20 protein-coding genes are annotated in these 23,351 nt (G+C 72.8%); 10 read left to right on the forward strand and 10 right to left on the reverse strand.

The genetic code is table 11. The annotated features are described in order from the left end of the window. Positions 1-5 precede the first annotated feature (5 nt). Positions 6-1,007 (reverse strand): deoxyribose-phosphate aldolase, encoded by a 1,002-nt coding sequence (gene deoC, locus QMK28_RS25360; RefSeq protein ID WP_326441920.1) that lies wholly within the window; start codon positions 1,005-1,007, stop codon positions 6-8. Between the two features lie 243 nt (positions 1,008-1,250). Between deoC and QMK28_RS25365 the strand changes: the two genes are divergently transcribed. Then, complete coding sequence (locus QMK28_RS25365) at positions 1,251-1,886, forward strand: PH domain-containing protein (protein ID WP_326441902.1); 636 nt, start codon at positions 1,251-1,253, stop codon at positions 1,884-1,886. 189 nt (positions 1,887-2,075) lie between these two features. On the opposite strand, the gene QMK28_RS25370 is transcribed toward QMK28_RS25365, so the two are convergent. The 3 genes from QMK28_RS25370 to QMK28_RS25380 all read right to left on the reverse strand — a co-directional run bounded on the left by QMK28_RS25370 (position 2,076) and on the right by QMK28_RS25380 (position 5,872). After that, complete coding sequence (locus tag QMK28_RS25370; RefSeq protein ID WP_326441903.1) at positions 2,076-3,803, reverse strand: phospho-sugar mutase; 1,728 nt, start codon at positions 3,801-3,803, stop codon at positions 2,076-2,078. A gap of 550 nt (positions 3,804-4,353) precedes the next feature. Continuing rightward, a complete protein-coding gene (locus QMK28_RS25375; protein WP_326441904.1) occupies positions 4,354-5,175 on the reverse strand; it encodes a purine-nucleoside phosphorylase in 822 nt (273 codons plus the stop codon). 259 nt (positions 5,176-5,434) lie between these two features. Then, a complete protein-coding gene (locus tag QMK28_RS25380; protein ID WP_326441905.1) occupies positions 5,435-5,872 on the reverse strand; it encodes a gamma-glutamylcyclotransferase in 438 nt (145 codons plus the stop codon). Between the two features lie 246 nt (positions 5,873-6,118). Here QMK28_RS25380 and QMK28_RS25385 point away from each other — a divergent pair, with 246 nt between their 5' ends. Then, the gene (locus QMK28_RS25385; RefSeq protein WP_326441906.1) at positions 6,119-7,579 is read left to right on the forward strand and encodes an NAD(P)H-quinone dehydrogenase; all 1,461 of its coding nucleotides are present in this window, start codon (positions 6,119-6,121) and stop codon (positions 7,577-7,579) included. 145 nt (positions 7,580-7,724) lie between these two features. Further along, entirely contained in the window at positions 7,725-8,690 is a 966-nt protein-coding gene (locus QMK28_RS25390) for a DeoR/GlpR family DNA-binding transcription regulator (RefSeq protein WP_443050819.1), read from the forward strand. Positions 8,691-8,782: 92 nt separating this feature from the next. Here the strand turns inward: QMK28_RS25390 and QMK28_RS25395 are convergent, their stop codons facing one another. Then, positions 8,783-9,352, reverse strand: a complete 570-nt coding sequence (locus tag QMK28_RS25395) for a TetR/AcrR family transcriptional regulator (protein ID WP_443050820.1) — start codon at positions 9,350-9,352, stop codon at positions 8,783-8,785. A 407-nt stretch (positions 9,353-9,759) separates the two neighbouring features. Further along, the gene (locus QMK28_RS25400) at positions 9,760-11,535 is read right to left on the reverse strand and encodes an acetyl/propionyl/methylcrotonyl-CoA carboxylase subunit alpha (RefSeq protein WP_326441909.1); all 1,776 of its coding nucleotides are present in this window, start codon (positions 11,533-11,535) and stop codon (positions 9,760-9,762) included. A 420-nt stretch (positions 11,536-11,955) separates the two neighbouring features. On the opposite strand from QMK28_RS25400, the gene QMK28_RS25405 reads away from it, so the two are divergent. Then, complete coding sequence (locus QMK28_RS25405) at positions 11,956-12,462, forward strand: hypothetical protein (RefSeq protein WP_443050817.1); 507 nt, start codon at positions 11,956-11,958, stop codon at positions 12,460-12,462. A gap of 320 nt (positions 12,463-12,782) precedes the next feature. Beyond that, positions 12,783-13,160, forward strand: coding sequence for a helix-turn-helix domain-containing protein (locus QMK28_RS25410; protein ID WP_326441911.1), 378 nt, complete (start codon positions 12,783-12,785; stop codon positions 13,158-13,160). A gap of 102 nt (positions 13,161-13,262) precedes the next feature. Here QMK28_RS25410 and QMK28_RS25415 read toward each other — a convergent pair whose 3' ends face one another. The 4 genes from QMK28_RS25415 to QMK28_RS25430 all read right to left on the reverse strand — a co-directional run bounded on the left by QMK28_RS25415 (position 13,263) and on the right by QMK28_RS25430 (position 16,118). After that, entirely contained in the window at positions 13,263-13,937 is a 675-nt protein-coding gene (locus tag QMK28_RS25415; RefSeq protein ID WP_326441912.1) for a nucleoside triphosphate pyrophosphatase, read from the reverse strand. An 88-nt stretch (positions 13,938-14,025) separates the two neighbouring features. After that, the gene (gene mmpB / locus QMK28_RS25420) at positions 14,026-14,160 is read right to left on the reverse strand and encodes a morphogenic membrane protein MmpB (protein WP_326441913.1); all 135 of its coding nucleotides are present in this window, start codon (positions 14,158-14,160) and stop codon (positions 14,026-14,028) included. A gap of 147 nt (positions 14,161-14,307) precedes the next feature. Continuing rightward, positions 14,308-14,514: an acyl-CoA carboxylase subunit epsilon gene (locus QMK28_RS25425; RefSeq protein WP_326441921.1), complete on the reverse strand. Its 207-nt coding sequence runs from the start codon at positions 14,512-14,514 to the stop codon at positions 14,308-14,310. Positions 14,515-14,528: 14 nt separating this feature from the next. Continuing rightward, positions 14,529-16,118, reverse strand: a complete 1,590-nt coding sequence (locus QMK28_RS25430; protein WP_326441914.1) for an acyl-CoA carboxylase subunit beta — start codon at positions 16,116-16,118, stop codon at positions 14,529-14,531. 124 nt (positions 16,119-16,242) lie between these two features. On the opposite strand from QMK28_RS25430, the gene QMK28_RS25435 reads away from it, so the two are divergent. The 5 genes from QMK28_RS25435 to hutH all read left to right on the forward strand — a co-directional run bounded on the left by QMK28_RS25435 (position 16,243) and on the right by hutH (position 23,014). Continuing rightward, positions 16,243-17,253, forward strand: a complete 1,011-nt coding sequence (locus QMK28_RS25435) for a biotin--[acetyl-CoA-carboxylase] ligase (protein WP_326441915.1) — start codon at positions 16,243-16,245, stop codon at positions 17,251-17,253. Positions 17,254-17,373: 120 nt separating this feature from the next. Continuing rightward, a complete protein-coding gene (locus QMK28_RS25440) occupies positions 17,374-18,837 on the forward strand; it encodes an adenylate/guanylate cyclase domain-containing protein (protein ID WP_326441916.1) in 1,464 nt (487 codons plus the stop codon). Between the two features lie 142 nt (positions 18,838-18,979). Next, positions 18,980-19,774 carry an enoyl-CoA hydratase/isomerase family protein gene (locus QMK28_RS25445; protein ID WP_326441917.1) on the forward strand — a complete coding sequence of 265 codons (795 nt, stop codon included), beginning with the start codon at positions 18,980-18,982 and terminating at the stop codon, positions 19,772-19,774. Positions 19,775-20,227: 453 nt separating this feature from the next. Then, positions 20,228-21,343 (forward strand): GGDEF domain-containing protein, encoded by a 1,116-nt coding sequence (locus tag QMK28_RS25450; protein ID WP_326441922.1) that lies wholly within the window; start codon positions 20,228-20,230, stop codon positions 21,341-21,343. Positions 21,344-21,475: 132 nt separating this feature from the next. Further along, positions 21,476-23,014: a histidine ammonia-lyase gene (gene hutH / locus QMK28_RS25455; RefSeq protein WP_326441923.1), complete on the forward strand. Its 1,539-nt coding sequence runs from the start codon at positions 21,476-21,478 to the stop codon at positions 23,012-23,014. Positions 23,015-23,351: the final 337 nt, after the last annotated feature.

Raw genomic sequence — 23,351 nt, forward strand, 5'->3', positions numbered from 1 at the left:
GTGGCTCAGTCCACCGTCACGTAGTCGGGACCGGAGTAGCGCCCGGTGCTCAGCTTCTGGCGCTGCATCAGCAGGTCGTTGAGCAGGCTGGACGCGCCGAAGCGGAACCAGTCCGCCGACAGCCAGTCGTCGCCCAGCGTCTCGTTGACCATCACCAGGTACTTGATCGCGTCCTTGGTGTCGCGGATGCCGCCGGCCGGCTTCACCCCGACCTGGACCCCGACGGCCGCGCGGAAGTCGCGTACGGCCTCCAGCATCAGCAGCGTCACCGGGGGAGTGGCGTTGACCGCGACCTTGCCGGTGGAGGTCTTGATGAAGTCGGCGCCCGCGAGCATCGCGAGCCAGGAGGCGCGGCGCACGTTGTCGTACGTCTTGAGCTCGCCGGTCTCGAAGATGACCTTCAGATGGGCCGCGCTGCCGTCGTCCCGGCGGCAGGCCGCCTTGATCTCCCTGATCGCGTCGAAGACCTCCAGGTAGCGGCCGGAGAGGAACGCGCCCCGGTCGATCACCATGTCGATCTCGTCGGCGCCGTCCGCGACCGCGTCGCGGGTGTCGGCCAGCTTGACCGGCATCGACGCCCGGCCCGCCGGGAAGGCGGTCGCGACCGAGGCGACATGGACGCCGGACCCGGCCAGCGCGGCCTTCGCGGTGCTCACCATGTCCGGGTAGACGCAGATCGCGGCGACCTTGGGGGCCGTGCGGTCCGTGGGGTCGGGGTGGACGCCCTTGGCGCACAGGGCCCGGACCTTGCCCGGGGTGTCAGCGCCTTCCAGGGTGGTCAGGTCGATCATCGAGATCGCCAGGTCGATGGCGTACGCCTTCGCCGTGGTCTTGATCGAACGGGTGCCGAGAGTCGCGGCGCGGGCCTGCTGGCCGACCGCGTCCACTCCGGGAAGGCCGTGCAGGAAGCGGCGCAGGGCACCGTCGGAGGCGGTCACGTCCGCCATCGACGCCAGGCGTTCCACGGCTTCGTTGCTGGATGCGGGTACGACCGCAAGAGGTGGCATGGTCACCAGATGAGCATATCTACGCGCGTAGCGGCCTGTCACCCCCTGGTTCGGGTCGAGATGACGCCGGGCGACCCGGGCCTTCGTCCGGCTGAGGAGTCTGCGGCGCGCCGACCTGGGGGCGCGTCCGCCGGCCTGGGGGCGCCGCCCATGCCGGGCCCCGGCTTCGGGCCCGGCGCGCGGCGGACGAATGATGCCGGACCGCAATGTCCCGGGCACCGGGCTTCGGGCAGAATCGGCGGTATGACGAGCCCGGACAAGTCCCCCACCCAACAGCAGCAGTACGCCGACCGCGTCTACCGGTCCCCGGCCGCGATGGCCGGTGGAGTGCTGCTGCTGGCGCTCGCCGGGTGGCTCGGCGTCGACGCGCTGATCAGGGGCGAGGGCCGGGTCCAGTGGCTGGCGCTCGCCGGGCTGCTGTTCGCGGTGCCGCTGGTGGTCGCCTACACCCTGCGCCCCGCGGTCCACGCGGGCGACGACCTGCTGCGGGTGCGCAATCCGTTCCGTACGATCACGCTGCCCTGGGCCTCGGTGGAGAGCGTGCGCGCGAGCTACTCGGCCGAGGTCTTCGCGGGCGGCGAGAAGTTCCAGATGTGGGCGATCCCGGTGTCCCTGCGGCAGCGCAAGAGGGCGTCGCGGCAGGCGACCCGGGCCGCCGCCGATGACCCGTACCACCGCACCTCCCCGACCGCTTCGGTCACCGACCCGAGCCGCCGCGCCCCGGCGGACCAGGCGGTCGACGACCTGCGGGAGCTCGCGGAGCGCAACGCGCGCCGGGAGGGCGCGCAGGGGGTGGCGGTTGTGCGCTGGGCGTACGAGGTGCTCGCGCCGTGCGGGGTGGGGCTGGTCGGGCTGGCCGTGCTGTTCTTCACGAGCTGAGGGCTCTGTAACTGAGCGTTCTGTAACTGAGCGCTCGGATTCGCATGACGAGAACTGAGCACTCGGTTTCGCATACGAGCTGTTTCGTATGACGAGGGCCCCCGTTTCGCGGCCGGATCGGTCGGATCGGATGTCGATCGCCGATCGTCGCGGAGCGGGGGCCCTCGTTGTGCGAGTGCTGAAGTCCGGTCAGATGCCCGCTGCCGCCGCCAGGTCGGTCTTGATCGCGGCCAGCGTGGCCGAGGCTGTCTCGCGGGCTCCGGCGAGGGCGTCCGGCGAGGCGACCGGGACGACGACCTCCAGATAGCACTTGATCTTGGGCTCGGTGCCGCTCGGGCGGACGATCACGCGGGCCGATCCGACTCCGCCGTCCCGTCCGTCGCCGCCGAGCTGATAGCGCAGCCCGTCGGTGGGCGGCAGCGCCTCCGTACCCTCGGCGAGGTCCTCGGCGGACGCGACGGCCAGTCCGGCGAGCGCCGTCGGCGGGTGGTCGCGCAGCCGCTTCATCGCCGACGCGATCAGGGACAGGTCCTCGACGCGGGCGGAGAGCTGGTCGGTCGCGTGCAGGCCGTGCTCGACCGCCAGCTCATCGAGCAGGTCGGTCAGCGTGCGGCCGTCCCGCTTCAGTTCGGCGGTCAGCTCGGCGACGAGCAGTGCGGCGGTGATGCCGTCCTTGTCGCGGACCCCGGCCGGGTCGACGCAGTAGCCGAGCGCCTCCTCGTAGGCGTAGCGCAGGCCGTCCACCCGGGCCAGCCACTTGAAGCCGGTGAGCGTCTCCTCGTACGGGGCGCCCGCGGCGGCGGCGATCCGGGAGAGCAGCGAGGAGGAGACGATCGTCGTTGCGAAGGTTCCCTGGTCCGGTTGGTCCTGGCGGCCCGGCTGAACCCGCTGGTCCCGTTCATGCGCCCGCTGCTTGCGTACGAGCTGTGCGGCCAGCAGCGCGCCGACCTCGTCGCCGCGCAGCATCCGCCAGCCGCTCTCGCGGGCCGGGTCCGGGACGGCCACCGCGCAGCGGTCCGCGTCCGGGTCGTTGGCGATGACGATGTCCGGCTCCGCCGCGCGGGCGGTGGCGAAGGCCAGGTCCATGGCCCCCGGCTCCTCCGGGTTGGGGAAGGCCACGGTGGGGAAGTCCGGGTCCGGCTCGGCCTGTTCGGCGACTACGACCGGCGCGGGGAAGCCCGCGCGCTCGAAGGCGGCGGTCAGGGTCTCCCGGCCGACGCCGTGCAGGGGCGTGTAGACGATCCGCGCGTCGCGCGGGGAGCCCGGGGTGAGGACGGCGTCCGTACGGGCCAGGTAGGCGGCCAGGACGTCCTCGCCGAGCACCTCCCAGCCGCTCTCCGGGCGCGGCACCTCGTCCAGGCCCGCGACGGCCGCGATCTTCGCCGCGATGCCCGCGTCGGCCGGCGGCACGATCTGCGAGCCGTCGCCCAGGTAGACCTTGTAGCCGTTGTCGCGCGGCGGGTTGTGGCTCGCGGTCACCTCGACGCCCGCGACGGCGCCCAGGTGCCGTATGGCGAAGGCCAGCACGGGGGTGGGCAGCGGGCGCGGCAGCACCGCGGCCCTGAAGCCCGCGCCGACCATCACCGCGGCGGTGTCGCGCGCGAAGTCGGCGCTCTTGTGGCGCGCGTCGTAACCGATGACGACGAGGCCGGCTCCCTCGCCGCCGACGGCCGCGCCCTGCTGTTCGAGGTACGCGGCCAGACCGGCCGCCGCCCGGATGACGACCGCGCGGTTCATCCGCATCGGCCCCGCGCCCAGCTCGCCCCGGAGCCCGGCGGTGCCGAACTGGAGGGTGCCCGCGAAGCGCTCTCTCAGCTCGTCGGTGTCCTCCGCGTCGAGCAGCTTGCCGAGTTCGTCACGGGTGTCGGGGTCCGGGTCCTCGGCGAGCCACGCTCTGGCTTGTGCGATCAGATCCACGATTCGACTCCTCAGTCTGCTCTGCGGGTGCGGGCGGCGCGGGTGCGCGTGCCGCTTGGGCCTGGAGTGGCTCGGGCGGAGACGTGGGGCGGGCGGTTTTGCCGGAGCGGCGGGGGCGCGGCGACCTGGTGGCTCGGGTGCAGCGTGGGGCGGGCCCTTGGACCGTACATTCGCGGGCGTCCCGCCTTGGCGGAATGGCTGGTTCCGGATATCGCGTGCTGGATGTCGGCTGCCGAACGCCGCTACCGGGAGCGGCCGGTGCGGGCCGGCGGGCGGGCGCCGCCTTGGGGCGGCTGCGCCGGGCGGCGCTCACGGGGTCTTCTACCCCGTGAGCGGCCTGCCCACGAGCGGCCGCCTTGCGACCGGCCCGCCCACGATCGCCCGCCCTACGACCGGCCCGCCCACGACCGCGGGGCCCGACCCCGGACGCGTACGTCCTGGGCCGGGCCCCGGCGTGCGGCCCGGCGTGCGCGCCCTGGAGCACGCCGTCGTGCATCGCGCTTCGGGCGGCGTGCTTCGCGCGCTGCACGCCCTGCTTCGCGCGCCGCGCTCAGAGCTTGCCGAGCACCTGGGCCAGCAGGCTGCCCATCCGGGTCGCGGAGTCGCGGCCGGCCTGGAGGACCTCGGCGTGGTTGAGGGGCTCGCCCGTCATGCCCGCGGCGAGGTTCGTCACCAGGGAGATGCCCAGGACCTCGGCGCCGGCCTCGCGGGCGGCGATGGCCTCAAGGGTGGTGGACATGCCGACCAGGTCGGCGCCCATCGTGCGGATCATGTTGATCTCGGCGGGCGTCTCGTAGTGCGGCCCGCGGAACTGGACGTAGACGCCCTCCTCCAGGGTCTCGTCGACCTCCTTGCACAGGGCGCGCAGCCGAGGCGAGTAGAGGTCGGTGAGGTCGACGAAGTTCGCGCCGACGATGGGGGAGGTGGCCGTCAGGTTGATGTGGTCGCTGATCAGCACTGGCTGACCGGGCCGCATGCCCGGACGGAGGCCGCCGCAGCCGTTGGTGAGGACGATGGTCTTGCAGCCCGCGGCGACGGCGGTGCGCACGCCGTGCGCGACGGCCGCGACGCCGCGGCCCTCGTAGTAGTGGGTCCGGCCCAGGAAGACCAGCGCGCGCTTGTCGCCGATCCGATAGGAGCGGACGGTGCCCGCGTGGCCCGCGACGGCCGGCGCAGGGAAGCCGGGAAGCTCGGTGACCGGGAATTCGATCTCGGGCGCGCCGAGCGCCTCTGCGGCGGGGACCCAGCCGGAGCCCATCACCAGGGCGACGTCGTGGGTCTCGGCACCGGTGAGCTCGCGCAGGCGCGCGGCGGCGGTGTCGGCGGCGCCCTGCGGGTCGCCGAGGATGTCCGGAGTAGCTGATGCGTTCACGCGGACGAGGGTAACCGGTAATCGCCTACGCGCGTAGATCTGTCCACGGACGGTGTCACGATCGTTGTCTTCACGGTGCGGGTCGGGGTGCAGGTCGCAGTGCGGGCCGGGCGCGCCGGAGGCGGTGCGGGGCGCGTCGGCACGCGCTATGACCGCACTGCGGCCCGCGCTGTAGGGCCGGCGGCGCGGGCGCGCCGACCGCCGGATCGGCATCGGCCGACTGTCCGCGTTCCGGGCGTCAGCAAGGACGTTCCCGGCGTCAGCAGGGACGCTTGCGGAGTTCCATCGCGTAGTCGTGCGGCGCTCCGGCGGAGTCCGCGGCGTCCGCGATCTCGCCGAGATAGCGCGCGGAGGGCAGCCCGCCCTCGTACCCGTTGAGCACGTAGATCCAGGCGGCCTCCTCGCCGTCCAGGGTCTGCACCCGGATCCGCATCCGGCGGTAGATGTCCAGGCCGACGCCTTCCCACCGGTCCATCGAGTCCTCGTCCATCGGGGCGATGTCGTAGAGGGCGACGAAGACCTGGGAACGGGGGGCCTCGACGATGGTCGCGAGGGCTCCCTCCCAGCCCATCTGCTCGCCGCCGAACGTGAGCCGCCAGTCGGCGAGCCAGCCGGTGGAGCGCAGCGGCGAGTGCGGTGCGCGGCGGGACATCAGCCGCGCGTCGAGGTTGCCGGCGTACGCGGCGTAGAGCGACATGGTGTCGAGGGTACGGGAGTGGCAGGACCGCCCAGGGGAAGGCGTATGCGGCGCGGGCACGGGGCGCTCTCCGGGCGAGCGCGCGCCCACCGCGCCCCCGCGCCGCGGGCGCGCGGTGGGACAACGCCCCGGGGCCGCCCGAAAGCGGCCGCGGGCGGGCCGAACGCCGCCGCGTCCACACCCGGACGCGGCTTGAACACGCGTACAAAGCCCCCCGGCGGGAAGCTGGCCGGTGCGTGCGGGACAATGGGGCACGTGACTCGGATCGTGATCATCGGTGGCGGACCCGGCGGATATGAGGCAGCCCTGGTGGCGGCCCAGCTCGGCGCGGAGGTGACCGTCGTCGATTGCGACGGCTTGGGCGGTGCGTCGGTGCTGACCGACTGCGTGCCGTCCAAGACTCTGATCGCGACGGCCGAGGTGATGACGACCTTCGACTCCTCGTACGAGGAACTGGGCATCATCGTCGCCGACGACACGCCCCACATCGAGCAGGCCGCCCGCGTGGTCGGCGTCGACCTGGGCAAGGTCAACCGACGGGTGAAGCGGCTCGCGCTCGCCCAGTCGCACGACATCACCGCCTCGGTCACCCGGGCGGGCGCCCGCGTGATGCGCGGCCGCGGCCGGCTGGAGCCCGCGCAGGGCCCTGACGGCTCGCGCCGGGTGACGGTGCGCGCTGCGGACGGCACGACCGAGACGCTGGTCGCCGACGCGGTGCTGATCGCGACCGGCGCGCACCCGCGCGAGATCCCGGAGGCGCTGCCGGACGGCGAGCGGATCTTCAACTGGACCCAGGTCTACGACCTGGACGAGCTCCCCGAGGAGCTCATCGTGGTCGGCTCCGGTGTGACCGGCGCCGAGTTCGCCGGGGCGTACCAGGCGCTGGGCTCGAAGGTCACCCTGGTGTCCTCCCGCGACCGGGTGCTGCCCGGCGAGGACCCGGACGCGGCCGCCGTGCTGGAGGACGTCTTCCGGCGGCGCGGCATGAACGTCATGGCGCGCTCCAGGGCGTCGTCGGCCAAGCGCGTCGGCGAGCGCGTCGAGGTGACGCTGGCCGACGGCCGCGTGATCACCGGCTCGCACTGCCTGATGGCGGTCGGCGCGATCCCGAACACCGCCGGCATGGGGCTGGAGGAGGCCGGGATCCAGCTCAAGGAGTCGGGCCACGTACGGACCGACCGGGTGTCGCGCACGTCCGTGCCGGGCGTGTACGCGGCGGGCGACTGCACCGGGATCTTCGCGCTGGCGTCGGTGGCCGCGATGCAGGGCCGGATCGCGATGTACCACTTCCTGGGCGACGCGGTGGCGCCGCTCAACCTGAAGGCCGTCTCGTCGAACATCTTCACCGACCCGGAGATCGCGACCGTCGGCTACAGCCAGTCGGACGTCGACGGCGGGAAGATCGACGCGCGCGTCGTCAAGCTGCCGCTGCTGCGCAACCCGCGCGCGAAGATGCAGGGCATCAGGGACGGCTTCGTGAAGCTGTTCTGCCGTCCGGGCACCGGCATCGTGGTGGGCGGCGTGGTCGTCGCGCCGCGGGCGAGTGAGCTCATCCACCCGATTTCGATCGCGGTCGACAACAATCTGACAGTCGAACAGATCGCGAACGCGTTCACGGTGTACCCGTCGCTGTCGGGTTCGATCGCCGAAGTGGCACGCCAGCTGCACACCCGGAAGACCCAGGCCGAGGCGGCACCGCAGGCGTAACCGCAGGCGGAAAGTACCTATACCACCTTCAGGGTCCGGATACTGGCAACTTCCGCTATTTGCTGCAAGCTGCTGAAAACGGACGGTCGTTGGCGTTACTGTCGGTTTCGTGTTCGCTGCAGAACGTCGCCAATTGATCCTCGAAATGGTGCGCGCGAACGGAGCGGTTTCGCTCCGAGAGCTCGCCCGCGTCGTCCAGACCTCAGAAGTGACCGTCCGTCGGGACGTACGCGCTCTTGAGGCAGAAGGACTGCTCGACCGCCGGCACGGCGGTGCGGTACTGCCGGGTGGTTTCACCAGAGAGTCCGGTTTCCCGCAGAAATCCCATCTAGCGACCGCGGAGAAGACGGCCATCGCCGACCTCGCCGCCGACCTCGTCGAAGAGGGCGAGGCCGTGGTGGTCGGCGCCGGTACGACGACGCAGGAGCTGGCCCGCCGGCTGGCGCGCGTCCCCGGTCTGACCGTGGTCACCAACTCCCTTCTGGTAGCGCAGGCGTTGGCCCATGCCAACCGGGTCGAGGTCGTGATGACCGGCGGCACGCTGCGCGGCAGCAATTATGCGCTGGTCGGCAGCGGCGCGGAGCAGTCGCTGCAAGGGCTGCGGGTCTCCCGCGCCTTCCTCTCGGGCAGCGGGCTGACCGCGGAGCGCGGCCTGTCCACCTCCAACATGCTCTCGGCCAGCGTCGACCGGGCGCTGGTGCAGGCCGCGGGCGAGGTGGTGGTCCTCGCCGACCACACCAAGCTCGGCGCCGACACGATGTTCCAGACGGTGCCGACCGACGTCATCACCCGCCTGGTGACCGACGAGCCGCCGCCGCACGACGACCGCGCCGCGACCGAGCTGCAGGCCCTCGCCGACCAAGGCGTGCAGGTCACGGTGGCCAGCGCGCCGGGGTCGTCCACGGGTGAGGGCGGCGGCCGGGGGCGGCAGTCCCGGCTCGGCCCGTCCGGACGGCGTACCGGCGAGGAAGGCGTCCCGCTGCCGGGCCAGCGCCGTAACCACCCGCCGGGGCCGGGCGGCGCCCAGCTGCGCAGCGCTTCCTCGCTCGCGGAGCAGCAACAGCAGGGAACACCGGGGCGCGTCGCGGACCTCGCCCCGCGCCGTCGCTGAGCCGCCGCTGACATTTCGCGCCCCCTGCCGACGCTGCGCGCCGCCCCCTCCGGGTGGCGTTGAGCGGCCCTGGTGACGCCAGGGGCAGGGCGTCAGGGGCAGTCGGTCCCCTCCCGGCCCGCTGTGAGGCCGGTGAGGGTGAGCATCAGCAGCCGGTCGGCCAACTCGGGGTCGTCCGGTGTCTGTTCCACGGCCAGTGCGATCGCGTTGGTGAGCTGCATCAGATCGCCGATGTCGACGTCGGCCCGCACCGCACCGGCCTCCTGGGCGCGTACGAGCAGTGTGCTGCCCGCGGCCCGCATCGGCACGCTGCATCGCGACAGCTCCGAGCTGTCGTCGCAGGAGGCCGCCATCAGGGCCTGGGCCAGCCCGCGGTACGTACTCGCGTGGGCGATGATGGCCCGCAGCCAGGCGACGAGCGCCGAGCACGGCTGCGGGGCGTCCAGCAGCTCCCGGGAGCGGGCCAGCAGCCCGTCCACCTCGCGCTGGAACACCGCGCCCATCAGCGCGGTCCGGTTGGGGAAGTGCCGGTAGAGCGTCCCGATGCCGACGCCCGCGCGGCGGGCGATGTCTTCGAGGGACACGTCGGCGCCGTGTTCGGTGAAGGCCGTACGGGCCTCGACCAGCAGCCGCCCGTAGTTGCGGCGCGCGTCGGCCCGCATCGGTCGTACGGGTGTGTCCGCCGTATCGGTCGTCATCGCCGGTCCTCCCTGCTGCGTGCCCGTACCGCCCGCGCGGGCCGGCTGCCCGTGGCCGCGCGGGCCGGCTGACTCCGCGCACTGCCCGCGCGCACCGCCCGGCCCGTTGGGCCCGGCCGTTGTCGAGCTGCCCGTGAGTCAAGGATGCCATTGCGCGATCGGGGGCTGTTTTGCGCGGGGCGGTGGCGGTCGCGGCGGGGTACGGCGGGGGCGCCCGCGCTGCGGCGCGCGAGCCCCAGCGCGGACGGGGCGCCGCGCGCCGGGGTGGCGAACGCGGGGGGGCGTCGCGCTGCTGTGTGCCCACAGGGCCCCCTGGAGGGGCCTGTACGGACCTGTGCGGCCCGCGGGGAGCCGTACGGCCCCTGGGGGCGTCAGTCCTTGATCTCGCAGATGACCGCGCCGCTGGTGACCGAGGAGCCGACCTCGGCCGTCAGGCCCTTGACGGTGCCCGAGCGGTGCGCGTTCAGCGGCTGCTCCATCTTCATCGCTTCGAGGACGACGACCAGATCGCCTTCCTTGACTTCCTGGCCCTCCTCCACCGCGATCTTCACGATGGTGCCCTGCATCGGCGAGGCCAGGGTGTCGCCGGAAGCCGCCGAGCCCGTCTTCTTGGACGCGCTGCGCTTGGGCTTCTTGGCGCCGCCGCCGGCCGACGCGGCCGACAGCATGCCCAGCGACGCGGGGAGGGAGACCTCCAGGCGCTTGCCGCCCACCTCGACGACGAGCGTCTCGCGGGTGCCCGCCCCGGTCCCGTCGTCGTCCGCGCCGACTCCCGCGAAGGCCGGGATCGTGTTGACGAACTCGGTTTCGATCCAGCGGGTGTGAATGGTGAAGGGCTGGTCGGAATCGGTCAGCTCGGGGGCGAAGGCGGGGTCGGCGACCACAGCGCGGTGGAACGGGATGGCGGTGGCCATGCCCTCGATGTGGAACTCGGCGAGCGCGCGGGCGGCGCGGCGCAGGGCCTGTTCGCGGGTCGCGCCGGTGACGATGAGCTTGGCGAGCAGCGAGTCCCAGGCGGGGCCGATGACGGAGCCGGCTTCGACGCCGGCGTCCAGGCGCACGCCCGGCCCGCTGGGGGTGTCGAAGCGGGTGACGGTGCCCGGGGCGGGCAGAAAGCCGCGGCCGGGGTCTTCACCGTTGATGCGGAACTCGATGGAGTGGCCGCGCAGCGGCGGGTCGTCGTAGCCGAGCGCCTCGCCGTCGGCGATGCGGAACATCTCGCGGACCAGGTCGATGCCGGCGACTTCTTCGGTGACGGGGTGCTCGACCTGGAGGCGGGTGTTGACCTCCAGGAAGGAGATGGTGCCGTCGGTGCCGACGAGGAATTCGACGGTGCCCGCGCCCACGTAGCCCGCTTCGCGCAGGATCGCCTTCGAGGAGCGGTAGAGCTCCTCGTTCTGCGCGGGGGTCAGGAAGGGCGCGGGGGCTTCCTCGACGAGTTTCTGGTGCCGGCGCTGCAGTGAGCAGTCGCGGGTGGAGACGACCACGACGTTGCCGTGGGTGTCGGCCAGACATTGGGTCTCGACGTGCCGCGGCTGGTCGAGGTAGCGCTCGACGAAGCACTCGCCGCGGCCGAAGGCCGCGACGGCCTCGCGGACGGCGGAGTCGTAGAGCTCCGGGATCTCCTCAAGGGTGCGGGCGACCTTGAGGCCGCGTCCGCCGCCGCCGAAGGCCGCCTTGATCGCGACCGGCAGGCCGTGGGCGCGGGCGAAGTCGAGGACCTCGTCGGGGCCGGTGACCGGGTCGGGGGTGCCGGCGACCTGCGGGGCGCCGGCGCGTTGGGCGATGTGCCGGGCGGCGACCTTGTCGCCGAGGTCGCGGATGGCCTGCGGCGGCGGGCCGATCCAGGTCAGGCCCGCGTCGCCGACGGCCTGCGCGAAGTCGGCGTTCTCGGACAGGAATCCGTAGCCGGGGTGGATCGCGTCGGCGCCGGAGTCGGCGGCGGCCTTGAGGACTTTGGCCATGTCCAGGTAACTGGTGGCCGGGGTGTCACCACCCAACGCGTATGCCTCGTCGGCCGCGCGGACGTGCAGAGCGTCCCGGTCCGGTTCGGCGTAGACGGCTACGCTCGCGATCCCGGCATCCCGGCAGGCACGGGCAACGCGGACAGCGATTTCGCCACGGTTGGCGATGAGCACCTTGCGCACGATGGCTCCCTCCTTGAAACAACGTGAGTTTAGGTACTGGCAACACTGCACGCCGAGATGCAGCCGGGGGTGAGCTTGCCCACACGGAGCGTTATACGGATGCTGTGGCGGGGCCCAGGACCCCTGCCGCACCACGGTACGCCGGGTTTTGCGGAGCGTTGGTGGAGCCCGTATGTGGGCAAGGTCTCTGTACTGCCGAGAGTCGTTGGGTGACGTTTCTTTGTCGGGTCCCTACGAACGGGGGCCCGAAACTTTGCCGGGCCCACCGGTCGGTACGAGCCGCCGTACGCGCCCCGTGCCGAACCCCTTGTCAGGGGCATTACCCGTTAGTAGCGTGCGCAATGCCTGGCGTACTTGCGGTAACGCCGGAGCGCTCGCGGTAACACTCGCGGTAACAGTCGGCACGGGCACGGAAAGTTGGTGGGCGGGGTGGCACGCAGGCCGGTGGCCTTGGTGGCCGGGATCGTGCTGATCCTGGAAGCGATCGGCATCGCGCTGATCAACTGGTTCCTCGGCCTCGCCGTGGACCGGCAGCAGATGTCCCTCGCGGACCTCGACCCCGACGCGATGGCCGTCGGCTCCTGGGTCGCGGGCGGCGTCTTCGGTCTCTATCTGCTCTTCTGCGGCGTCGTACTGCTGCGCTGCGGCCTGCGCGACCGCGCGCCCGGCCGGTTCTCCCGCATCGTGCTGATCACCTGCGCGGTGGTGCACGGGCTGCTCGGCGCCTTCACCGTCGGGCTGGTCGGCTGGACCGCCTTCATCTTCATGATGCTCGTGCTGGCGCTCATCGTGCTCAGCCTGGTGGTCTACGAGCCCGTCCATGAGCCCAGGGTCGAGGACGCGCGGCGCGACGGCGGGGGCGGCGCGCCCGAGCCGCCGGGCGCGGGCCCGGACAAGGGCGCGAACGGCGGGCCGGTCACGGCCTGAACGGGCTGATTCGGGCCGGGGGTTCGGCAGCACAGGGGTTCGGGCCGGCGATTCGGCCCCGGTGACCCCGGGCCGGCCTTTCGGGCTGGTTCCGCTCCGCGCATACGTCGCCGAATACGTAGCCGAATACGCAGCCGTACGCCCTGGAATTGCGTTCGCCGCATTCCGGCCTGCCGGAAATGCTCGGATACGGGCCCGGCCGGGCGGGGAACGTACGCTGGTCGGGCGGCGTGACGCGCGGGCGCTATCGGGGTACCGAAAGTGAGAATGATGGACCGGCGGGATGAACTGCGCGAATTCCTCGGTCGCGGCGGGCGCGGATGAGCCCGGAGGAAGCCGGGCTCGCGAAGGCCACCGGATTCACTGGACGCCGCCGGGTGCCCGGCCTGCGCCGCGAGGAACTGGCCCAGCTCTCCGGGGTCAGCATCGACTATTACGTACGCCTGGAGCAGGGCCGCGGCGGCAGCGCCTCCGCCGAAGTGCTGGACGCGGTCGCGCGGGTGCTGAAGCTGGACGAGCACGAGCGGACGCATCTGTACGCCCTGGTGCGCGGCGAGGAGAGCCGACCGCTGGCGGCGCACGGCGCGGGGGTGCGCGCCGGAGTGCGCTGCCTGCTGGAGACCCTTGAGTACGCCCCCGCCTACGTCGTCGGCCGCCGGCTGGTCCCGACCGCTACGCCACAGTCGCGGCGTGACTGAAGAGGTATGAACGATATGAACGAACAGGTGTGACCGATGAAAGGGGTCGGCTGCCCGACCCGACCCCACAGACTCACAGACGGTTCAGACCCGCAGATCGGTTCAGACCCACAGATCAGTGATCGACACGTCCAGCTCGGCCAGCAGCGTGCGCAGCAGCGGCAGTGACAGCCCGATCACATTGCCCGGGTCGCCGTCGATGCCGTCGATGAAGGGCGCCGAGCGGCCGTCGAGCGTGAACGCGCCCGCGACGTGCAGCGGCTCGCCGGAAGCCACATAGGCGGCGACCTCGGCGTCATTCGGCTCGCCGAAGCGGACCGTGGTGGAGGCCGTCGCGGAGACCGTACGGCCCGCCGCGGTGTCGATCACGCAGTGGCCGGTCCGGAGGACCCCGGAGCGCCCGCGCATGGCCTTCCAGCGGCTGGTGGCGTCCTCGGCGTCGGTCGGCTTGCCGAGTGCCTGTCCGTCCAGCTCCAGCACGGAGTCGCAGCCGATCACGAGCGCACCGGCCGCCGCGGGCAGCCCGGCCACCGCCGCGGCCTTGGCCTCGGCCAGCACGCGGGCCAGTTCGCCGGGCGTCGGGGCGCTGACGGCGTCCTCGTCGACCCCGCTCACGATGACCTCGGGCGCGAGGCCGGCCTGCCGGAGCAGCCCCAGCCGGGCGGGCGAGGCGGAGGCGAGAACGAGGGAGCGGCGGGCGGTGCCGGGGCCGGAATCCGTGCCGGAAGCGGTACTGGATTCGGTGCTGGACGTGGTGCCGGGGTGCTGTGCGGTCATGCCCGCGAGGGTACTGGGCGGGCGCTACGAGGTGAGCGGTACGGGGTGGCGGTACGAGGTGACCAGTGCGGGGTGAGCGCCGAGCCGGTCAGAGCATGCCGATCCCCAGCACGAACATCAACACGACCATCGCGATCGCGATCACGACCCATACCCGCCGGAGCATGGCTTGGGCCTCCTGGAGCTCCTCAGGAGGATCGTCGGGGGGATCGGACCACAACATGTCTTCGATCCTGCGCCGGGTACGGCTGTGGCGCCTGAGTACGGGTACTCAGGCGCCACCGTGCGGAAGGACTACCTCCGCCTCATCCATGGGGCCACTGGGGCCCTTGAGTCCGGTGGGGCGGAATGGCCCGCCCCACCGAGCCGGTCAGGCCGGCCAGTACGTGCTGCGCCAGGCCCGCGGACCGGGGTGCGGCAGCCGATGGCGGGTGACGGTGCGGGCCGGGTCGGCCCACTCGTCCGGCGTCCGCGGGGCGGTCGCGGCTGTTTCGCCGGCCGCCGCGCGGGCTTGAACAACCGCGAGTGCGGCGGCCAGCTCCTCCGGGGTCGGGTTGCCCCGTACGACCTTGATCATGGCCAAGATCCTTCCTAGAGGGGGATGTTGCCGTGCTTCTTCGGCGGCAGCGACTCGCGCTTGTCCCGCAGGGTGCGCAGCCCGCGCACGATGTGGCGGCGGGTCTCGGACGGCATGATCACCGCGTCGACGTAGCCGCGCTCGGCCGCGACGTACGGGTTGAGCAGGTGGTCCTCGTAGTCGGTCATGAGCTGTTGGCGCAGCTCCTCGGCCTGCTCCGGGGTCTCGGCCGCGGCGATCGCGCGGCGGTGCAGGATGTTGACCGCGCCCTGCGCGCCCATCACCGCGATCTGCGCGGTCGGCCAGGCGACGTTGAGGTCCGCGCCCAGGTGCTTGGAGCCCATGACGTCGTACGCGCCGCCGAACGCCTTGCGGGTGATCACCGTGATCAGCGGGACGGTGGCCTCCGCGTAGGCGTAGATCAGCTTGGCGCCGCGCCGGATGATGCCGCCGTACTCCTGGTCCACGCCGGGCAGGAAGCCCGGCACGTCCACGAAGGTGAGAACCGGGACGTTGAAGGCGTCGCAGGTCCGCACGAAGCGCGCGGCCTTCTCCGAGGCGTCGATGTCCAGGCAGCCCGCGAACTGCATCGGCTGGTTCGCGACGACGCCCACCGGGCGGCCCTCGACCCGGCCGAAGCCGGTGACGATGTTCGGCGCGAACAGGCTCTGGGTCTCCAGGAACTCACCGTCGTCCAGGACGTGCTCGATGACCTTGTGCATGTCGTACGGCTGGTTCGCCGAGTCCGGGATCAGCGTGTCCAGCTCGCGGTCCTCGTCCGAGGTCTCCAGGTCCGCTTCCTCGGGGAAGGCCGGGGCCTCGCTGAGGTTGTTGGACGGGAGGTAGGAGAGCAGCGCCTTGACGTACTCGATCGCGTCCTTCTCGTCGCCCGCCATGTGGTGCGCGACGCCGGAGGTGGTGTTGTGCGTACGGGCGCCGCCCAGCTCCTCGAAGCCGACGTCCTCGCCGGTCACGGTCTTGATGACGTCTGGGCCGGTGATGAACATGTGCGAGGTCTGATCGACCATCACGGTGAAGTCGGTGATCGCGGGGGAGTAGACCGCGCCGCCCGCGCACGGGCCGACGATCAGCGAGATCTGCGGGATCACGCCGGAGGCGTGCACATTGCGGCGGAAGATCTCCGCGAACAGGCCGAGCGCCGCGACGCCCTCCTGGATGCGGGCGCCGCCGCCGTCGTTGATGCCGATGATCGGACAGCCGGTCTTCATCGCGAAGTCCATGGCCTTGACGATCTTCTCGCCGTACACCTCGCCGAGCGCGCCGCCGAAGACTGTGAAGTCCTGCGAGTAGAGGCAGACCGGGCGGCCGTCGACCGTCCCGTAGCCGGTGACCACACCGTCGCCGTACGGGCGGTTCTTCTCGATGCCGAAGTTGGTCGAACGATGCCGCGCCAACTCGTCCAGCTCGACGAACGACCCCTCGTCCAGCAGCAGGTGCACCCGCTCGCGAGCGGTCAACTTGCCCTTGGCGTGCTGCTTTTCGACCGCACGCTCGGACCCTGCGTGCGTCGCCTCGTCGATGCGCCGCTGCAGATCCGCGAGCTTCCCCGCGGTCGTGTGGATGTCGAATTCCGGATCGGCCATCGGGATGGGGCTCCTGATCGTCTGCCTGTTTCAATCGGTCGGCTACCAACCCGTAGCGTATCGGCGTGGCTGCTCAGCGGCAGTGCGGCGTTGGCCACACTCGCGGGCTCCTACGCTGGCCCGTATGACGCCTTCGACGCCTGACAACTCCGGCAACTCCGGTGACTGCGGTAACAGCGAGGATCCCGGCGAATCCGGCAATGCCGATATCCCGGGCCCGGGTCATCAAGATAATCCCGATAGCGCGGACAATCCCTGGTCCGACTTGGAGCGGCCGCCGCTCAACGCGGGCGCGCTGCGCCGCGCGCTGATCCGTCCCGGCGGGCTGTGGACCGTCCTCGACGTGGTGGCCGCCACCGGCTCGACCAATACGGACCTGGTCGCGCGGGCTGCCGACGCCTCCGCCAAGCGCACGGACGAGGGCGCGGGGGAAGGCGGCAGTGTCGGCGAGGGCGCCGTGCTGATCGCCGAGGAGCAGACGGCCGGGCGCGGCCGGCTCGACCGGCGCTGGTCCGCGCCGCCCCGCTCCGGGCTGTTCTTCTCCGTCCTCCTCAAGCCGGGCGAGGGGGTGCCGGCCGAGCGCTGGGGCTGGCTGCCGCTGCTCGCGGGCGTGGCCGCCGCCGGCGCGCTGACCAGGGCCGCCGGGGTGGAGGTCAGCCTCAAGTGGCCCAACGACCTGCTGGCAGAGGTCGACGGCGAGGAGCGCAAGATCGGCGGCATCCTCGCCGAGCGGTCCGGCGACGGGGTCGTCGTCGGCATCGGGCTCAACGTCTCGCTCAAGGCCGACGAGCTGCCCGTGCCCGCCGCCGGGTCGCTCGCGCTGGCGGGCGCCGCCGCCGCCGACCGCGATCCGCTGCTGCGGGCCGTACTCCGATCGGTGGAGCAGTGGTACGCGGACTGGCGCGAGGCCGACGGCGACCCGCGGGCCTGCGGTCTCCAGGAGGCGTACACCTCGGCGTGCGCGACCCTCGGCCGCTCGGTGCGCGCTGAACTGCCCGGAGGCCGTGAGGTGGCGGGCGAGGCCGTCGCGATCGACCGGGACGGGCGGCTGGTGATGGCGACGGCCAGCGGAATGCAGCAGCCGGTGGCGGCGGGTGACATCGTCCACCTGCGCCCCGCCGAGAGGGGAGAGTGAGCTACGGCACACCTGCCGTATCGTTGGGGCGGTCCGTCCCGAGTGGCGAGCGGGCCGTGTGCGGGAAGTGGCGAGAGTGATCGGAAGGGCAGTGCGCGGGGATCTGACAGGGGGCGGGCGGTGACCGTCGACGACGGGGGCTCCGACGCGGGGTCCGACGGGAATACGAGGTCCGGCGCGGGGCAGAGCTCCGAACGGAACTTCGGGCAGAGCTCAGGGCAGAGCTCCGAGCGGAACCCAGGGCGGACCGCGGAGCACAGCTCAGGGCAGAGCTCCGAGCGGAACCCAGGGCAGAACTCGGAGCACAGCTCAGGGCGCAGCTCCGAGCAGTACCCAGGGCAGAATCCAGGGCACAGCTCCGACGCGCGGCCAGCCCCCGCCCCCGGGCCGGGGCCCGACCCCCGGCGGGGCACCGCCGCCGGAACGGGCGCGGCGACGCGCCCGGAGCCCGAGGCCAACGGCGCGGGTCCCGGCCGGGCGGGCGGGCAGTCGCCCGGCGCTCCCGGCGCCCGCCCCGGCGCGGAGGACGGCGGCGACGCCGAGGACACCATCGCGATCCGGCTCGAAGCGCTGATCCTGGGCTCCGAGCGGCAGTACACGCCGTTCCAGGCGGCCCGGAGCGCGGGGGTCTCGATGGACCTCGCCTCCCGTTTCTGGCGGGCGATGGGCTTCGCGGACATCGGCCAGGCCAAGGCGCTGACCGAGGCCGACGTGCTGGCGTTGCGCCGGCTGGCCGGTCTGGTCGAGGCCGGGCTGCTCAGCGAGGCCATGGCGGTGCAGGTCGCCCGCTCCACCGGACAGACCACCGCCCGGCTCGCGGACTGGCAGATCGACTCGTTCCTGGAAGGTCTCACCGACCCGCCGGAGCCGGGCATGACCCGCACCGAGGTCACGTATCCGCTGGTCGAGCTGCTGCTCCCGGAGCTGGAGGAGTTCCTCGTCTACGTCTGGCGGCGGCAGCTCGCGGCGGCTACCGGGCGGGTCGTGCAGAGCCAGGACGACGCGGAGATGGTCGACCGGCGGCTCGCCGTCGGCTTCGCCGACCTCGTCGGCTTCACCCGGCTGACGCGGCGGCTGGAGGAGGAGGAGCTCGGCGAACTCGTCGAGGCCTTCGAGACCACGGCCGCCGACCTGGTCGCCGCGCACGGCGGCCGGCTCATCAAGACGCTGGGCGACGAGGTGCTGTACGCGGCCGACGACCCGGCGGTCGCCGCCGAGATCGGCCTGCGGCTGATCGAGACCATGACCAACGACGAGACGATGCCCGAACTGCGGGTGGGCCTCGCGTTCGGCACGGTGACGACCCGGATGGGCGACGTCTTCGGCACGACGGTGAACCTGGCCAGTCGGCTGACCTCGATAGCGCCGAAGGACACCGTGCTGGTGGACGAGGCCTTCGCGGAGGAACTGGGCCGCACCGGGGACGCGCCGGTCTCGGAGGCCGACGCCGCCGCCGCGCGGAAGCAGGCCGAGGAGAGCGGCGAGACGCCGCCGGCCTACCGGTTCGCGTTGCAGCCGATGTGGCAGCGGCCGGTGCGCGGGCTCGGCGTCGTCGAGCCCTGGCTGCTGACCCGCAGGGGATAGCGGGGAACGCGGGGGCGGCGCCGCCCGCCCGCTGCCGCCGCTGCCTGCGTCCTCGCGCCGACTGTCCCTTTCGAGCGCGGCGCGCGGCTGCGATGATCCCTCCCGACAGGGGTTTACGGGCGTTACCGGGAGGGCCGATCACGTGGTTGAGCAGCGTTTCGGAGAGTGGATCGCCGTACGGCGGCACGGGCATGTCGCCGAACTGGTGCTGGACCGGCCCAAGGCGATGAACGCCGTCTCGACGGAGATGGCGCGGTGCCTGGCCGAGGCGTGCGAGACGCTGGCGGCCGACGCGTCGGTGCGGGTCGTGGTGCTCACGTCCACGCACGAGCGGGCCTTCTGCGTCGGCGCGGACCTCAAGGAGCGCAACTCCTTCACCGACGCCGAGCTGATGCGGCAGCGGCCGAAGGCGCGGGCGGCGTACACCGGGGTGCTGGAGCTGCCGATGCCCACGATCGCCGCCGTGCACGGCTTCGCGCTGGGCGGCGGCTTCGAGCTGGCCCTCGCGTGCGACCTGATCGTGGCCGACGCGACGGCCGTCGTGGGGCTGCCGGAGGTCTCGGTGGGGGTGATCCCCGGCGGCGGCGGTACGCAGTTGCTGCCGCGCCGGGTGGGCGCGGCGCGCGCCGCCGAGCTGGTGTTCACCGCGCGCCGGGTGCCGGCCGGGGAGGCGCGGGAGCTGGGGCTCGTCGATCAGCTGGCGGCGGAGGGCGAGGACCGCACGGCGGCGCTGGAGCTGGCCGCCCGGATCGCCGCGAACTCACCGGTCGGGCTGCGGGCCGCCAAGCGGGCGCTGCGACTGGGCCACGGCCTGGACCTGCGAGCCGGCCTGGAGGTCGAGGACGCCGCCTGGCGTTCGGTGGCCTTCTCGGGGGACCGGGCGGAGGGCGTGGCGGCCTTCAACGAGAAGCGGACGCCGGACTGGCCGGGGGAGTAGGGGGCGCGGGGCCGCACCCGCCGACGGTTCGCCGCTTCCGGCCGCCGGTCTTCGCCGTAGCGGGGGCCGCGCCTCGCCGTTAAGGACAGCGGCCCGTGCTCGCCGATCGTGCCTTCGGCCGCGCCGTCCTCAATCTCCTCAGCTTCAGCGGGGAGGTGCCCCCAACGGCTGAATTCAGCCTTCCCCCAGCCTTCCCCCAGCCTTCGGCCGGGAGGTGCCCCGAACGGGCTGAATTCAGCCCGTCCGGCGATTGAGGACACCCGTCCACCGGCCGGCGCCGATCAACCATCACGATCTCGGCCGGAAGGGCAAATCGTGCCTTATCGGGCAAACGTTCCTAAGCTAAGGCATGCGCAGCGTAACCGTACTGCGCATACGGTGACGGAATGTGAGGGTCCGGTGGCAGGCGACAGCGACGCGCGGTTGAGCGCCGTAGTGGCATTGGCACAGGCCATGGCCGCGGCGACCACCCCACGCGACTCCGTGCGCGCCGCCGCCGAAGGCGCGCGGACCGCCATAGGGGGTTCGTTCGCGGCGATCTCCGCCTGGGAGCGGGGCCTGGGGCGGCTGCGGGTGCTCGTCAACGTGGGCGACCTCGCGCCGGGCGAGCGGGAATTCCCGGAGGACGAGTCCTATCCGGTGAACGACTTCCCGGAGATCGCGGAATTCCTCCATGAGCGGTGGGCGGGCGGCGGCGAGCCGAACGCCTGGGTGGAGACCGCCGAGGGGCCCGGCCGGGAGCTGAGCGGCGGCCGGGGCGCGTACTGCCATCAGCGGGTCGCCGCGCTGCGCCGGCGCGGGCGGGGCTGCTGCGTGGTCGCGCCGATCGTGCTGCACGGGCGGGCCTGGGGTGAGCTGTACGTCGCGCGGTCGGTGGGCGTCCCGGTCTTCGGGCGGGCGGACGCGGATTTCGCGACCGTCATAGCGGCGGTCATCGCCGCCGGAATCGCGCAGACCGAACGGCTGGAGGAGGCCCGCAGGCTCGCCTTCACCGACCCGCTGACCGGCCTGGCCAACCGCCGCGCCGTCGACACGCGGCTGGACGAGGCGGTCGAGCGGCACCGGGCGGACGGCGTCGTGGTGAGCCTGGTGGTGTGTGACCTCAACGGCCTCAAGCGGGTCAACGACTCGCTGGGGCACGCGGTCGGCGACCGGCTGCTGGAGCGGTTCGGCTCGGTGCTGTCGATCTGCGGCGCGATACTGCCCGGCGCGCTCGCGGCGCGGCTCGGCGGCGACGAGTTCTGCCTGCTGGCCGTCGGCCCTCCGGCGGACGAGGTGGTGCGGGTCGCGGGCGAACTCTGCCGCAGGGCGGCGGAACTGGAACTCGGCGAGGGGGTCGCCTGCGGCGTCGCCTCGACCGGCGACCCGATCGGGCCGGTGCGCTCCGCGCGCCGCCTCTTCCGGCTGGCGGACGCCGCCCAGTACCGCGCGAAGGCCGCGCTGGCGGTCAAGCCGGTCGTGGCGGGCCGCGAGGGCCCGGACGACCCGGTCGTCACCCTGGTCGACTCCCCGCCGGACCGCACGGACGCCCCGAGGGAGCGCCGCCGCTTCCGCGGGCGGGGGTCCTGAGGGCGGGCGGCGACGGGGGCGGGGGTCCTGAGACGGGCGGCGACGGCGGCGGGGGCGGGCTGGGGCTCGGGCGGCGGCGGGCCGGGATGGTGACAGTTCGCGATTCACTCTCTAGGGTGCCTGAATATGGATATGCAAACTGTGGTGCTGGGGTCGTCCGGGACAACCGCTGAGGATGTGCTCGCGGTAGCCCGCGGCGCGGCGCGGATCGAGTTGGCGCCCGAGGCGCTCGTGGCCGTGGCCGAGTCCCGTGAAGTCATCGAGGCGCTCGCCGCCAAGCCCGAGCCCGTCTACGGCGTCTCCACCGGCTTCGGCGCGCTGGCCACCCGGCACATCAGCCCCGAACTGCGGGCGCAGTTGCAGCGCAACATCGTCCGCTCGCACGCCGCCGGCATGGGCCCGCACGTCGAGCGGGAAGTCGTCCGCGCGCTGATGTTCCTGCGGCTCAAGACCGTCGCCTCCGGCCGCACCGGGGTGCGCCCGCTGGTCGTACAGACCATGGCGGACGTGCTCAACGCCGGGATCACCCCCGTCGTGCACGAGTACGGCTCGCTCGGCTGTTCCGGCGACCTCGCGCCGCTCTCGCACTGCGCGCTGACGCTGATGGGCGAGGGCGACGCGGAAGGCCCCGACGGGATCGTGCGGCCCGCCGGCGAACTGCTCGCCGAGCACGGCATCGAGCCGGTCGAACTGCGCGAGAAGGAGGGCCTGGCGCTCCTGAACGGCACTGACGGCATGCTCGGCATGCTGGTCATGGCCTGCGGCGACATGGCGCGGCTGTTCACCGCCGCCGACATCACCGCCGCACTGTCGATGGAGGCGCTGCTCGGCGTCTCCGGGGTGCTCGCCCCCGAGCTGCACGCCATCCGCCCGCACCCGGGCCAGGCCGCCAGCGCCGCCAACATGGTGCGGGTCCTCGCCGGTTCCGGCCTCACCGGACACCACCAGGACGACGCGCCGCGCGTCCAGGACGCGTACTCGATCCGCTGCGCCCCGCAGGTCGCGGGCGCCGGCCGGGACACCCTCTCGCACGCCCGGCTCGTCGCCGACCGCGAACTGGCCGCCGCCGTCGACAACCCGGTGGTGCTGCCCGACGGCCGGGTCGAGTCCAACGGCAACTTCCACGGCGCCCCGGTCGCGTATGTCCTGGACTTCCTGGCCATCGCCGCCGCGGACCTCGGGTCGATCGCCGAACGCCGTACGGACCGGCTGCTCGACAAGAACCGCTCGCACGGCCTGCCCGCCTTCCTGGCCGGCGACCCGGGCGTGGACTCCGGCCTGATGATCGCTCAGTACACGCAGGCGGCCCTGGTCAGCGAGCTCAAGCGGCTCGCGGTGCCGGCGTCCGTCGACTCGATCCCGTCCTCCGCGATGCAGGAGGACCACGTCTCGATGGGCTGGTCGGCGGCGCGCAAGCTGCGGACCGCGATCGACAACCTGACCCGGATCATCGCCGTCGAGCTGTACGCGGCGACGCGCGCGATCGAGCTGCGCGAGGGGCTGACCCCGGCGCCGGCCACCCAGGCGGTGCTCAAGGCGGTCCGCGCGGCGGGCGTCGAGGGGCCGGGCGGGGACCGATTCCTGGCCCCGGACCTGGCCGCGGCGGACGCGTTCGTACGGGGCGGCCAGCTCGTCGAGGCCGTCGAGTCGGTGACCGGGCCGCTGGCCTGAGCAGCGCGGCCTGACCGGCGCGGGCTGATCGGCGCGGCCTGGGCCGGGTGGCCTGAGGCGCGTGGCTTGATCGGCGCCGCCGCGCGCCCTGCGGGCCCCGCCGTTCAGCGCGCTTCGACCATGACTCTGCTCCGCCCCAGCGGGACGGAGCAGAGTCATTTACGGGCGTGGGGTCGTGGGCGGGGTGTGGGGTGTGGGGTGTGGGGTGTGGGGTGTGGGGTGTGGGGTGTGGGGTGTGGGGTGTGGAGCTGCGGGTGGAGCGGGTCAGGCCGCGGTGGCGCTGCCCGCGCCGCCGCCGTCGTCGGCGCGCGAGCGCCGGCGCATGGAGACGGTGACC

The sequence above is a fragment of the Streptomyces sp. H27-D2 genome (genome assembly GCF_035828615.1).
In the GTDB taxonomy this organism is placed as follows: Bacteria; Actinomycetota; Actinomycetes; order Streptomycetales; family Streptomycetaceae; genus Streptomyces.